Origin of the sequence: Citrobacter sp. HN-141 (assembly GCF_033341895.1) — a bacterium.
Lineage (GTDB): Bacteria > Pseudomonadota > Gammaproteobacteria > Enterobacterales > Enterobacteriaceae > Citrobacter.
Map to the genome: position 1 here is coordinate 15493 of NZ_JAWPBF010000009.1, position 13505 is coordinate 28997.

The 13505-nt window shown below is 55.1% G+C and carries 14 protein-coding genes; 12 read left to right on the top strand and 2 right to left on the bottom strand.

Translation table 11 applies throughout. The features are described 5' to 3' along the window. Positions 1–35 precede the first annotated feature (35 nt). Genes RYZ59_RS12410 through RYZ59_RS12425 form a run of 4 tightly spaced genes read left to right on the top strand, consistent with a single transcriptional unit; the run spans position 36 to position 3868 of the window. Positions 36–1058, top strand: coding sequence for an ABC transporter permease (locus RYZ59_RS12410; RefSeq protein WP_137383060.1), 1023 nt, complete (start codon positions 36–38; stop codon positions 1056–1058). Beyond that, positions 1055–1951 (top strand): D,D-dipeptide ABC transporter permease, encoded by an 897-nt coding sequence (gene ddpC / locus RYZ59_RS12415; protein ID WP_318048123.1) that lies wholly within the window; start codon positions 1055–1057, stop codon positions 1949–1951. The genes RYZ59_RS12410 and ddpC overlap by 4 nt, the downstream gene beginning before the upstream one ends. Then, entirely contained in the window at positions 1948–2934 is a 987-nt protein-coding gene (locus RYZ59_RS12420) for an ABC transporter ATP-binding protein (protein WP_318048126.1), read from the top strand. Before ddpC ends, RYZ59_RS12420 begins: the two co-directional genes overlap by 4 nt. Beyond that, positions 2927–3868, top strand: coding sequence for an ABC transporter ATP-binding protein (locus RYZ59_RS12425; RefSeq protein WP_318048128.1), 942 nt, complete (start codon positions 2927–2929; stop codon positions 3866–3868). Before RYZ59_RS12420 ends, RYZ59_RS12425 begins: the two co-directional genes overlap by 8 nt. A gap of 10 nt (positions 3869–3878) precedes the next feature. On the opposite strand, the gene RYZ59_RS12430 is transcribed toward RYZ59_RS12425, so the two are convergent. After that, positions 3879–4769 (bottom strand): LysR family transcriptional regulator, encoded by an 891-nt coding sequence (locus RYZ59_RS12430; protein ID WP_061067901.1) that lies wholly within the window; start codon positions 4767–4769, stop codon positions 3879–3881. A 142-nt stretch (positions 4770–4911) separates the two neighbouring features. On the opposite strand from RYZ59_RS12430, the gene RYZ59_RS12435 reads away from it, so the two are divergent. Genes RYZ59_RS12435 through RYZ59_RS12460 form a run of 6 tightly spaced genes read left to right on the top strand, consistent with a single transcriptional unit; the run spans position 4912 to position 10621 of the window. Next, a complete protein-coding gene (locus tag RYZ59_RS12435) occupies positions 4912–5619 on the top strand; it encodes a CoA transferase subunit A (RefSeq protein WP_048211658.1) in 708 nt (235 codons plus the stop codon). A 2-nt stretch (positions 5620–5621) separates the two neighbouring features. Next, positions 5622–6278, top strand: a complete 657-nt coding sequence (locus RYZ59_RS12440) for a CoA transferase subunit B (protein ID WP_318048134.1) — start codon at positions 5622–5624, stop codon at positions 6276–6278. A gap of 10 nt (positions 6279–6288) precedes the next feature. Then, positions 6289–7494 carry an acetyl-CoA C-acetyltransferase gene (locus RYZ59_RS12445; protein WP_318048136.1) on the top strand — a complete coding sequence of 402 codons (1206 nt, stop codon included), beginning with the start codon at positions 6289–6291 and terminating at the stop codon, positions 7492–7494. Further along, entirely contained in the window at positions 7484–8407 is a 924-nt protein-coding gene (locus tag RYZ59_RS12450) for a 3-hydroxyacyl-CoA dehydrogenase family protein (RefSeq protein ID WP_318048139.1), read from the top strand. The genes RYZ59_RS12445 and RYZ59_RS12450 overlap by 11 nt, the downstream gene beginning before the upstream one ends. A gap of 37 nt (positions 8408–8444) precedes the next feature. Then, positions 8445–9839, top strand: a complete 1395-nt coding sequence (locus RYZ59_RS12455) for a GntP family permease (protein WP_199951110.1) — start codon at positions 8445–8447, stop codon at positions 9837–9839. 11 nt (positions 9840–9850) lie between these two features. After that, a complete protein-coding gene (locus RYZ59_RS12460) occupies positions 9851–10621 on the top strand; it encodes a 3-hydroxybutyrate dehydrogenase (protein ID WP_318048142.1) in 771 nt (256 codons plus the stop codon). Between the two features lie 47 nt (positions 10622–10668). Here the strand turns inward: RYZ59_RS12460 and osmC are convergent, their stop codons facing one another. Then, positions 10669–11100 carry a peroxiredoxin OsmC gene (gene osmC / locus RYZ59_RS12465; RefSeq protein ID WP_048211652.1) on the bottom strand — a complete coding sequence of 144 codons (432 nt, stop codon included), beginning with the start codon at positions 11098–11100 and terminating at the stop codon, positions 10669–10671. Positions 11101–11328: 228 nt separating this feature from the next. Between osmC and sra the strand changes: the two genes are divergently transcribed. Together sra and maeA are read left to right on the top strand one after the other, a co-directional pair. Next, positions 11329–11469, top strand: a complete 141-nt coding sequence (gene sra / locus RYZ59_RS12470; RefSeq protein ID WP_005126806.1) for a stationary-phase-induced ribosome-associated protein — start codon at positions 11329–11331, stop codon at positions 11467–11469. A gap of 179 nt (positions 11470–11648) precedes the next feature. Then, positions 11649–13346, top strand: a complete 1698-nt coding sequence (gene maeA, locus RYZ59_RS12475; protein WP_137383051.1) for a malate dehydrogenase — start codon at positions 11649–11651, stop codon at positions 13344–13346. Positions 13347–13505: the final 159 nt, after the last annotated feature.

Consider the following 13505-nt stretch of genomic DNA (forward strand, 5'->3'; position numbering starts at 1 on the left):
ATGCGGAGCCGATTTGGCTCCGCAAGGGGAAGCCAATGACGTTCTGGAGCATTTTACGCCAGCGATGCTGGGGACTTATCCTGGTGGTTGCCGGTGTCTGTGTAATCACTTTTATTATTTCGCACCTGATCCCGGGCGACCCCGCACGGCTGCTGGCCGGCGATCGCGCCAGCGATGAAATTGTCGAAAATATTCGCCAACAGCTGGGATTGAATCAGCCGCTGTATATTCAGTTTTTCCGTTACGTCAGCGATATTTTTCAGGGTGATTTAGGCACCTCCATTCGCACCGGACGTCCGGTGCTGGATGAACTGCGCGTATTCTTCCCTGCCACGCTTGAATTGGCCTTCTGCTCTCTGCTGCTGGCGCTGATCATCGGTATCCCGCTGGGTATTCTGTCTGCTGTCTGGCGCAACCGTTGGCTCGACCACCTTGTCCGCCTGATGGCTATTACCGGTATTTCGACCCCGGCATTCTGGTTGGGCCTCGGCGTTATCGTGCTGTTTTATGGCCATTTGCAGATTTTACCCGGCGGCGGACGGCTTGATGACTGGCTCGATCCCCCCACGCACGTCACCGGTTTCTATCTGGTTGATGCGCTGCTGGAAGGCAACGCCGAGGTCTTTTTCAATGCCCTGCAGCACCTGATCCTGCCGTCGCTGACGCTGGCCTTTGTGCACTTAGGGATCGTTGCCCGACAGATTCGCTCCGCCATGCTGGAACAACTGAGCGAAGATTACATCCGCACCGCACGGGCCAGTGGTTTACCGGGTTGGTACATCATTTTGTGTTACGCGCTGCCGAATGCGTTGATTCCGTCAATAACCGTGCTGGGTCTGGCCCTGGGCGATCTGCTCTATGGCGCGGTACTGACCGAAACGGTCTTTGCCTGGCCAGGCATGGGCGCCTGGGTCGTGACCTCCATTCAGGCGCTCGATTTCCCGGCAGTCATGGGATTTGCCGTGGTGGTCTCTTTTGCGTATGTGCTGGTCAACCTGGTGGTGGATCTCCTTTACCTGTGGATTGACCCGCGAATCGGACGTGGAGGTGCACAGTGATGCTCACACAAGAAACACCCGCCCCATCACCAGCGACCCGCCGCCGTGTTGACTGGGCAAAGCTATTCTGGATGATGAAGAGCAGTCCGCTGACGCTGATTGGCGGCGTCATTATTGTACTGATGCTACTGTTAATGGTGCTCTCTCCGTGGATCACCCCTTACGATCCTAACGCTATCGATCTGACCGCACGCCTGTTGCCTCCGTCAGCCACCCACTGGTTTGGCACCGATGAAGTGGGTCGTGATCTGTTCAGTCGCGTCCTGGTCGGAAGTCAGCAGTCAATTGTCGCCGGTCTGGTGGTGGTTGGTATCGCTGGCGGGCTGGGCTCGCTGTTGGGATGCCTGTCTGGCGTGATGGGCGGACGTGCCGATGCGATCATCATGCGTTTGATGGATGTTATGCTGTCCATTCCTTCGCTGGTACTGACAATGGCACTGGCCGCCGCATTAGGGCCAAGCCTGTTCAACGCCATGCTGGCGATTGCGATTGTGCGTATTCCTTTCTATGTACGTCTCGCGCGCGGTCAAACGTTGGTCGTTCGTCAGTTTACTTATGTACAGGCCGCACGAACCTATGGCGCATCACGCTGGCATCTGATCAGCTGGCATATTTTACGCAATTCACTTCCCCCGCTGATTGTGCAGGCATCACTGGATATTGGCAGTGCGATCCTGATGGCCGCCACGCTCGGATTTATTGGGCTCGGCGCCCAACAACCCAGCGCTGAATGGGGCGCGATGGTGGCGATTGGTAGAAACTACGTGCTTGACCAGTGGTGGTATTGCGCATTTCCTGGTGCCGCCATTCTGATTACCGCCGTGGGCTTTAATCTCTTTGGTGATGGTATTCGCGATCTGCTGGATCCGAAAACCGGAGGAAAACAGTCATGACACAACCTGTCCTGGAGATCGAGAATTTACACCTGAGCTTCCCCGGTTATAAAGCGGATGTGCATGCGCTGAATCATGTGTCGCTACATATCAAACGGGGTGAAATTGTCGGCGTGGTCGGTGAGTCTGGCTCAGGGAAATCCGTCACGGCCATGCTCGCCATGCGTCTGTTACCCGAAGGAAGCTATCGTATCCATCAGGGGCGCCTTACGCTGTTGGGTGAAGATGTTTTAACTGCCAGCGAAAAACAAATGCGCCAGTGGCGCGGCCAGCGCGTGGCGATGATTTTCCAGGAGCCGATGACGGCGTTGAATCCAACACGACGAATCGGCCAACAAATGGTGGAGGTCATTCGTCATCATCAGGCATTGAGCCGCACGGATGCCCGACAGAAAGCCATCGCGTTACTGGAAGAAATGCAAATCCCGGATGCCCCGGAAGTGATGTCCCGCTTCCCGTTTGAGCTTTCTGGGGGGATGCGTCAGCGCGTGATGATTGCGCTCGCGTTTTCCTGCGAGCCAGACCTGATCATTGCCGATGAACCCACTACCGCGCTGGATGTCACGGTACAGCTTCAGGTACTGCGATTACTGAAGCTTAAAGCACGGGCCAGCGGTACCGCCGTGTTGTTTATCAGCCATGATATGGCCGTTGTCTCGCAATTATGTGACCGGTTATACGTTATGTATGCCGGGAGCGTGATTGAAAGCGGCCCGACGCAAACCGTTATTCAGCACCCCACGCATCCCTACTCTATTGGCCTCCTGAAATGTGCGCCTGAGCACGGTGAACCGCGTGCTTTGCTCCCCGCGATTCCGGGTACCGTACCGAATTTAACCTGTTTACCTGTCGGATGCGCATTCCGCGAGCGCTGCTTTGCCGCGGGGCCTCGCTGTGAAGAAACACCTGATTTATGCAGCCAGGGCGGTGCGGATCAACAATCCGCCTGCTGGTATCCACAACTGGAGACAACACATGTCTGATATTTTACTGGACCTGCAGGATGTTCATATCAACTTCCCCGCGCGGAAAAACTGGCTCGGCAAAGTAACAGAGCGGGTGCATGCACTCAACGGTCTGGATTTACAAATCCGCCAGGGGGAAACGCTGGGGATTGTTGGCGAATCTGGCTGCGGTAAAAGTACGCTGGCACAACTGCTGATGGGGATGCTCAAACCGAGCCAGGGGCGCTATTCTTGCGGCGGTGGCAAACAGCATAACGGTATGCAGATGGTCTTTCAGGACCCGCTTTCGTCCCTGGACCCGCGTTTGCCGGTATGGCGAATAATCACTGAGCCGGTATGGATCCAAAAGCATAGCCCTGAACGCGAACGCCGCGCCCTGGCCGAGGGTTTGGCTCGACAGGTAGGGATTCGTCCGGAATACCTCGATCGCCTGCCGCATGCCTTTTCCGGCGGGCAGCGCCAGCGTATTGCCATCGCCCGCGCGCTGTCATCGGAGCCGGATGTGATTGTCCTTGATGAGCCGACGTCGGCACTGGATATTTCGGTACAGGCGCAAATTCTCAATCTGCTGGTTGCATTGCAGGCTCGGCGGAATCTGACGTTTGTGCTGATATCGCATAACGTATCGGTCGTCCGGCATATGAGCGACCGTGTGGCGGTGATGTATCTTGGGCAAATTGTCGAGCTGGGCGATGCGCAGCAGGTTCTCTCGCATCCGGCGCATCCTTACACCCGTCTGTTGCTGGATTCGGTGCCTAAAACGGGTACGCCACTGGCTGAAGATTTAGTCCTGCGTAAAACCGAACTCCCTGGCAACAGAACACTACCGCAAGGCTGTTTTTTCCGCGACAGATGCCCGCTGGCAACCCACGGATGTGAAAAAAAACAGACATTATTGAAAAATGAAGCCGGACGGGAAGTTCGCTGTTGGCGCGCCATTGATATCTGTTGACTGCGCATTTTCAGGCGAGATACGCCTTTTTCAGCGCATCCACCAGCATTCCTGACGCGGTTGATAATTTATGGTGTGCCGAACGCAGCACCCCGATCCGCCGCTGGATCACGGGACCGTCAAGCTCTATACAGGTTGCGCCAAGTTCCGTCATTTGTGTTCGACACAGTGCGGGAACTGCGCTGCCGCCCAATCCGTTTGCCACCATACGGCCAACGGTCACCAGTTGATGGCTTTCCAGCGCTACGTCCAGCGTATGTCCGCTTTGCACCAGTTGTTCTTCCAGCATCAGCCGCACGGCAGATGGACGTTGCAGCGTAATAAAATCCAGCGTCAGCAATTCGCGCCATGCAATACGCTCTCGCCCCGCCAGCCTGGACGTTGGCGGGACGATCGCCACAAAACGATCGACACCGAGCGGCGTGAAGTGCAGTTGTCCTGAATAATCAGGCTCGAAGGCGATCCCCATCTCCACCCGTCCTTCACTCACCATTTCAATGACCTGTTCGTTTATGACATCGTGAACCGTCACGTTAATACCAGAATAGCAATCCCGAAAGGTTTTCAGTACCTGTGGCAAGACGTTTGCCGCAAACGAAGGCATGGCAGCAATGGAGATTTTACCGCGTTGCAACGTAAAGCGCTGACGCATCGCTTCTTCAGTATTCTCCCAGTCAGCAAGCAGTTGCCTCCCCATATTCAGCAGCGTTTCGCCCTCCTGTGTCAGGGTGACTTTGCGCGTCGTGCGCAGCAGTAAGGCTCCGCCCAACGAGTCCTCAAGCCCTTTAATCGCCAGACTTAACGCAGGTTGCGACATATTCAGTCGTTCACTGGCATGAGCAAAATTCAGAGTGTGAGCTACCGCTAAAAACGCGCGTAACTGTTTGATGCTCATTCCCATTTCTCATTCCTTTAACCTATTGAATACCTTTAATTAACATTAAATTGATAAAAAAACCCAATGAGTGAGTCACAAATTTAAAATTAACAAATCATTTTTCACCCCCAATGATGTCGGCAAGGACAACTGGAGGGACAAGTGTATGGCTGGACTGGATAAACGTGTCGCCACGTACCAAGAGGCGCTGGCTGGGCTGACCGACAACATGACGCTACTGGCGGGCGGTTTTGGCTTATGCGGCATTCCTGAAAACCTGATTGCCGAAGTACGCCGTCGGGAGGTTCAGGGACTGACCGTCGTTTCAAACAACTGCGGCGTGGATGGTTTTGGCCTCGGTGTGCTGCTCGAAACACGTCAGGTACGTAAAGTGGTGGCGTCCTATGTTGGCGAAAATGCGCTGTTTGAAAAGCAGGTATTGAGCGGCGAACTGGAAGCCATTCTGACCCCGCAGGGCACGCTGGCTGAGCAGTTACGTGCCGGCGGTGCGGGGATCCCGGCGTTTTTCACCGCCACGGGATACGGTACACCCGTCGCTGAAGGCAAAGAGGTACGTGAATTTGACGGCCGGCCTTACATCATGGAACAGGCTATTACGGGTGATTTTGCGCTGGTCAAAGGCTGGAAAGCCGACTGGTACGGCAACGTTATCTACCGCCACACTGCCCAGAACTTTAATCCGCTGATGGCCGCCGCCGGGCGCATTACTGTCGTGGAAGTTGAAGAAATTGTTCCTCCCGGTGAACTGGACCCTGCGGCGATTCATACCCCAGGAATTTTCGTAAACCGCATCATTCAGGGACAGTTTGAAAAACGCATTGAACAACGCACCCTGCGCCAGAAAGGAGCCTGACCATGTTAACACGTGAACAAATGGCGATGCGTGTCGCCAGGGAACTGCGCGACGGTTATTACGTCAACCTCGGGATCGGTATTCCAACCTTAGTGGCCAACTATATCCCCGAGGGTATGGACGTGATGCTGCAGTCGGAGAACGGTCTGTTGGGGATGGGCCCGTTTCCGACCGAAGACGAACTGGATGCCGACATGATCAACGCCGGGAAACAGACCGTGACGGCACGTAAAGGCGCGGCAATTTTCGATTCAGCCCAGTCTTTCGCCATGATCCGTGGAGGTCACGTTGACCTGACGGTGCTTGGCGCATTTGAGGTGGACACCAATGGCAACATTGCGTCGTGGATGATCCCCGGAAAAATGGTGAAAGGCATGGGCGGCGCAATGGACCTGGTGGCCGGGGCTGAAAACATCATTGTGGTGATGACGCATGCGTCCAAAAGCGGTGAGTCCAAGCTGCTCCCCGCCTGCACCCTGCCATTAACCGGCGTGGCCTGCATTAAACGCGTGCTTACCGACCTGGCGCTACTGGAGATCGCCAACGGCGCATTCATCCTGCGCGAACGTGCGCCGGGCATCAGCGTTGAGGAGATTGTTGCCAGGACCGCTGGAAAACTGATCGTTCCCGACACTGTGCCCGAAATGCAATTCAACTGAGGAGCTGACCATGCAGGATGTTGTTATTGTCGCGGCAACGCGCACACCCATTGGCAGTTTCCACGGGGCGCTGGCACCGCTCAGTGCCGTGGAACTGGGGGCGGTGGTGATCCGCTCTCTGTTGGAAAAAACCGCCGTCGCACCGGAGCACATTGACGAGGTGATCCTGGGACAGGTTCTGACGGCGGGCAGCGGCCAGAATCCGGCCAGACAGACAGCATTACGGGCAGGCTTGCCGGTGACGGTCCCTGCGCTAACCATCAATCTGGTATGTGGTTCAGGTCTGAAAGCGGTGCAACAGGCGGTGCAGGCTATCCGCTGTGGTGATGCGGACATCGTCATTGCCGGAGGTCAGGAAAGCATGAGCAATGCGCCCTATTTTCTCGACGGCGCACGTTCGGGCCTGCGTTTGGGGCATGCCAGTCTGAAAGACAGCGTGGTACACGACGGACTGTGGGATGCGTTTAACGACTACCACATGGGCATTACTGCTGAAAATCTGGCAGATAAGTTTGTGATCAGCCGCGAACAACAGGATGCCTTTGCGCTGCAGTCTCAGCAGAAAGCCGCAGCGGCAATTGAATCCGGTCGATTCAATGCGGAAATCACGCCGGTCAGCGTTCCACAAGGGAAAAAACCACCACGTTTGGTTGAGCGTGATGAACAGCCACGCCCGGATACTCAGGCTGAGAAACTGGCACAACTGAAACCGGCATTTCGCCCTGGTAATGGCACGGTCACCGCAGGGAATGCCTCATCAATCAACGATGGCGCGGCGGCGGTGATGCTGATGAGCGCCACCAAAGCCGCAACGCTCAACCTGCCGGTACTGGCCCGCGTCGCGGGTTACGCCGTTTCCGGTGTCGACCCGGCTTTCATGGGGATTGGCCCGGTAGAAGCCTCGCTCCAGTGTCTGAAACGCGCCGGGTGGACACTCAATGACGTTGATCTTATCGAAGCTAACGAAGCATTTGCCGCACAGGCGCTGGCGGTGGGTGAAGCCCTGAACTGGGACAGCAACAACGTTAACGTCAACGGCGGTGCGATTGCGCTGGGTCATCCTATTGGTGCCTCTGGCTGCCGCATTCTGGTGACCCTGTTACATGAAATGGCGCGCCGCAACGTCACCAAAGGGCTGGCCACATTGTGCGTCGGGGGTGGTCAGGGTGTAGCACTGGCGGTTGAGCGTTCAACAGGAGAACAGCATGCAAAATAATCACTTTAGCGTCCTCGGCGCGGGTTTAATGGGCGTCGGCATTGCCACCCATTTTGCCCGTTTTGGCCACAATATCTGGCTATTTGATACCGATAGCGACCGGATAGCTGAAATTACCGCCGTTGCCGGGAGCATTCTCGATGAGCTGATCGCGACGGACCAGTTTCATGCAGAGGAAAAAGCATCGGTTCTCGCGCGACTACACGGCACAACCTCGCTGGCGGATATCGCCGCATCGGGATTACTGATTGAAGCGATCCCGGAACGACTCGAGCTTAAGCACGCACTGTATGCACAACTGGAAGAATTAATCGCCCCAGACGCGGTGATTGCCAGTAATACCAGCGGTCTGCCGCCGGATGCGCTGGCAGAAAAACTCACCCACCCCGAACGGTTGCTGATCGCCCATTTCTGGCATCCACCCCACTTTATTCCGCTGGTCGAAATTGTGCCGGGCACGGCAACCAAACCTGAATATCTCAGCGAATTGCAGCAATTGCTGGTCGCGATGCAACTGGAAGCGGTGGTGCTCGATCGCGCCGCTCCCGGGTTTGTCGGCAACCGCCTGCAGTTCGCCCTGCTGCGTGAGGCGCTGCATATTGTCAAAAGCGGGATCGCCAGCGCGGAAGTGGTGGATCAGGTGATGCGCGCCTCCCTCGGGCGTCGCTATGCCATGCTCGGCCCGCTGGAAGCGGCAGATATGACCGGACTGTCCACCGTGCAGGACATTTGCCGCCATCTGCTCCCAACACTCGCCACCGGCAGCGACATGATGTCGCTTGTTACTGACAAGGTTGCCAACGGCGACACCGGCTTGCGCAGTGGTCAGGGCTTTTATCGCTGGGATGATTCGCGCAAGGAATACATTCAGCAACGCCGTGAACATCAACTGCGCTTTGCCCTGAAGCCATAACGTCTCTTTCTGTACCCCATTATAATAATAAGGAGTCATGATGAGTGTATTAATCGCCCTGGCCGCGCTGGGCTTGCTGATGCTGGCAGCCTATCGCGGATACAGCGTTATCCTGTTTGCCCCCATCGCGGCATTAGGTGCTGTTCTGCTTACGGAACCGAGCGCCGTCGGCCCCGCCTTCACCGGCCTGTTTATGGAAAAAATGGTCGGTTTTGTAAAGCTTTACTTCCCGGTGTTCTTGCTGGGAGCGGTGTTTGGCAAGTTAATCGAGTTATCCGGTTTTTCCCGTTCAATCGTAGCGGCTGCCATTAATATTCTCGGGCGACGCCATGCAATCCCGGTCATTGTGCTGGTATGTGCGCTCCTGACCTACGGCGGCGTGTCATTGTTCGTGGTCGCCTTTGCGGTGTATCCGTTCGCGGCTGAACTGTTCCGCCAAAGTAATATTCCCAAACGTTTGATCCCGGCAACCGTCGCGCTGGGGGCATTCTCTTTCACGATGGATGCCCTGCCGGGGACGCCGCAGATCCAGAACATCATTCCAACCAGTTTCTTTGGGACTAACGCCTGGGCCGCGCCGTGGCTGGGGCTAATTGGTTCGCTATTTATTATCTTTGTTGGCCTGGTGTATCTCGAGCGCCAGCGTCGGAAAGCGCAGGCTAAGAATGAGGGCTATGGCACTGAACTGTTAAATGAGCCGGAAACGCCGGATAACATTAACCTGCCAAACCCGATTATCGCTATTTCTCCGTTGATCCTGGTGGGGGTGTTTAACTTGCTGTTTACCCGCTGGATCCCGCAGTGGTATGGCGCGACGCACCAATTGGAGCTCCCGGGACTTGCCAAACCGATTACCACTGAAGTGGGGAAAATTACGGCTATTTGGGCCGTAGAAGCAGCATTGATATCGGGGATCCTGCTGGTGGTGCTATTCGGCTACCGCAACATCAAAGGTCGCCTGGCTGAAGGCAGCAGAACGGCGGTTGGCGGCGCTATCCTCGCGGCGATGAATACCGCATCAGAATATGGTTTTGGCGCGGTAATCGCCGCCCTGCCGGGATTCCTGGTGTTATCAAAAGCACTGGCGGCCATTCCCGATCCGTTGCTCAATGAAGCGATCAGCATTACCACCCTGGCCGGGATAACCGGCTCGGCATCCGGCGGGATGAGTATTGCGCTTGCGGCAATGTCCGATACGTTTATTGCTGCCGCACATGCCGCCAATATTCCGCTTGAAGTCTTCCACCGCGTCGCATCGATGGCGAGCGGCGGCATGGACACCCTGCCACATAACGGCGCGGTCATTACCCTGCTGGCGATTACCGGCCTCAGCCACCGTCAGGCGTACGGCGGAATTTTTGCCATCACCGTAATCAAAAGCCTGGCCGTGCTGTTTGTTATCGGCGTCTTCTACACCACCGGAATCGTTTAAGGAGAATTATCATGAATTTAACGGGTAAAACCGCTCTGGTTACTGGATCGACCAGCGGTATCGGTTTAGGTATCGCCCAGGTACTGGCACAAGCAGGAGCCACCCTGATTCTCAACGGTTTCGGTGATGTGGAGGCCGCGAAAGACGCGGTTGCGCAGTACGGCAAAACGCCAGGTTTCCATGGGGCGGATCTGAGCGATGAAGCGCAAATCGCCGATATGATGCGTTACGCTGAAAATGAGTTTGGCGGTGTGGATATTCTGGTTAACAACGCCGGGATCCAGCATGTTTCACCGGTAGAAACATTTCCGGTAGCCAAATGGAACGCGATTATCGCCATCAACCTGTCTTCCGTTTTTCACACTACGCGCCTGGCCCTGCCCGGGATGCGCAAGCGTAACTGGGGACGCATTATTAATATCGCTTCGGTGCACGGGCTGGTCGCGTCAAAAGACAAATCGGCGTATGTCGCAGCCAAGCATGGCGTGGTGGGTTTAACCAAGACGATTGCGTTGGAAACCGCACAGACCGGTGTCACCTGTAATGCACTGTGTCCCGGCTGGGTGTTGACCCCGCTGGTCCAGCAGCAGATCGACAAACGTATTGCTGAGGGTGCTGAGCCTACTGCGGCACGCGATGCCTTACTGGCAGAAAAGCAGCCGTCGCGCGAATTTGTCACGCCGGAACAGTTGGGTGAGCTGGCGCTATTTCTGTGCTCAGACGGCGCGGCGCAGGTGCGCGGCGTTGCGTGGAATATGGATGGCGGCTGGGTGGCGCAGTAATACCCACGGGTGCCGGATAAGACGCGGTCGCATCCGGCACGCCAGCACTAAGATTTCAGCTGATAATCCAGCGTAATTTCCGCTTTCAGAACCTGCGATACCGGGCATCCGGCTTTCGCTTTCTGAATAATCCCGTCAAACGTAGCGGCGTCTATCCCCGGCACGCTCACCTGGCTGTGTAACGCCACTTTGGTGATCGCAAAACCGGCATCCACCTTATCCAGAGAAACATCGGCAGTCGTATCAATAGCATCGGGTGTAAAACCGGCTTCGCCCAACATCAACGACAGTGCCATCGAGAAGCAGGCAGCATGTGCTGCGCCAATCAACTCTTCAGGGTTAGTGCCTTTGACGCCTTCAAAACGTGTATTAAATCCATACGGTTGCTGGTTAAGTACGCCACTTTCTGTCGACACGGTCCCTTTGCCGCGTTTAATGTCGCCTTCCCAGTGGGCCTGACCTTTCTTATGGATAGTCATTACCGCTCTCCTGTGTTGTCATCGGAGTAACAAGTATAGGCCTCATGGGAAAATGCATGACTCATAATGGAAAGTTCTGCATTTCCTGCTTAAGCATTGACCTTTCAGATAAAATGACCGACCATCCAAAGAGCCGTTGATTCACTCATCGGCTTTTTGTCAGGTTGTATTTCGTCCGTTCTTACGCGGGCTCGCCCTTGAAACCAGTAACAGGATTAAGGAGTTAGAATGAAATCGAACCGTCAGGCCCGTCATATTCTTGGACTGGACCACAAAATCTCCAATCAACGTAAAGTCGTGACCGAAGGCGACAAATCCAGCGTGGTCAACAATCCTACCGGAAGAAAACGCCGCGCTGACAGCAAGTAGTTTCCCGCACGACATACTGATTAACGAGATAAACACCATTGCAACCGCAGTGGTGTTTTTGCTTATAAAACCCCTTAACCCATTCACAATGCTTTATACTTCGCCCGTTTCCCTGGCAGACAGGCCACATACGATCATAAAGAGTGCCAGGGACGGTTATTCAAAAAAGAGTGAGTGACATGGAAAACGAAACTAAAAAACTGCGTTCCCTTTACATCCCTTACGCTGGCCCGGTACTGCTTGAGTTTCCCCTACTGAACAAAGGGAGTGCCTTCAGCATCGAAGAACGCCGTAACTTCAACCTGCTGGGGTTACTGCCGGAAGTTGTCGAGTCGATTGAAGAACAGGCTGAACGTGCCTGGATCCAATATCAGGGATTCAAAACAGAAATCGACAAACATATCTACCTGCGCAACATCCAGGACACCAACGAAACCCTGTTCTATCGACTGGTACATAATCATCTTGATGAGATGATGCCGGTCATCTACACCCCAACGGTGGGTGCGGCCTGTGAGCGTTTCTCCGAGATCTACCGTCGTGCACGCGGTGTGTTTATCTCGTATCAGAACCGTCACAACATGGACGATATTCTGCAAAACGTCCCGAACCACAATATCAAAGTCATCGTTGTCACCGACGGTGAACGCATCCTTGGTCTTGGCGATCAGGGTATCGGCGGCATGGGTATTCCAATCGGTAAGCTGTCTCTGTACACCGCCTGCGGTGGAATTAGTCCGGCTTACACGCTGCCCGTGGTGCTGGATGTGGGGACCAACAACCAGCAATTGCTCAACGACCCTCTGTATATGGGTTGGCGTAACCCGCGCATTACTGATGATGAGTACTACCAATTCGTCGATGAGTTCATCCAGGCCGTGAAGCATCGCTGGCCGGACGTACTGCTGCAATTCGAAGACTTCGCGCAGAAAAATGCGATGCCGCTGCTCAACCGCTATCGCGACGAAATTTGCTCTTTCAACGATGATATTCAGGGCACCGCGGCGGTCACTGTGGGAACGCTGATTGCAGCCAGCCGTGCGGCCGGCAGCCAGTTAAGCGAGCAGAACATTGTTTTCCTTGGAGCCGGTTCCGCAGGTTGCGGGATCGCCGAGCAGATCATCGCGCAAATCCAGCGTGAAGGATTGAGCGAAGAAGCCGCGCGTCAACGCGTGTTTATGGTCGATCGCTTCGGCCTGTTAACCGATAAAATGCCAAACCTGCTCTCCTTCCAGACTAAGCTGGTGCAAAAGCGCGAGAACCTGCAACACTGGGATACACAGGAAGATGTGCTGTCACTGCTCGATGTCGTTCGCAACGTCAAGCCAGACATCCTGATCGGCGTTTCCGGCCAGACGGGGTTGTTTACCGAAGAAATTATTCGTGAGATGCACAAGCACTGTCCGCGTCCGATCGTCATGCCGTTGTCTAACCCGACCTCGCGCGTTGAAGCCACGCCGCAGGATATCATTGCCTGGACCGAAGGTAATGCGCTGGTTGCCACCGGTAGCCCGTTCGCCCCGGTCGCCTGGAAAGATAAAATCTACCCGATTGCGCAGTGTAATAATGCCTATATCTTCCCGGGTATCGGCCTTGGCGTCATTGCCTCAGGCGCCAAACGCATCACCGATGAAATGCTGATGTCGGCCAGCGAAACGCTGGCACAGTATTCACCGCTGGTACTCAACGGCGAAGGGTTGGTGTTACCGGAGCTGAAAGATATTCAGACCGTCTCTCGCGCTATTGCCTTTGCCGTCGGTAAAATGGCCCAGCAGCAAGGTGTGGCGGTGAAAACCTCCGCCGAAGCCCTGCAACAGGCAATCGACGAGAATTTCTGGCAGGCGGAATACCGCGACTACCGTCGTACTTCTATCTGACGGTTTGCCCGGCGGCGATCCTGTCGCCGGGCGCTCAACGCTTGCGCTACGGTGTAAGTTGCGTTTACACTTTCACCATCGATTAACATTCGGAAAAAATAAAAGGAGGATACTTATGCTGTACTGTGAACGTTTTATCGTTTCACATGCTTTTGGCGA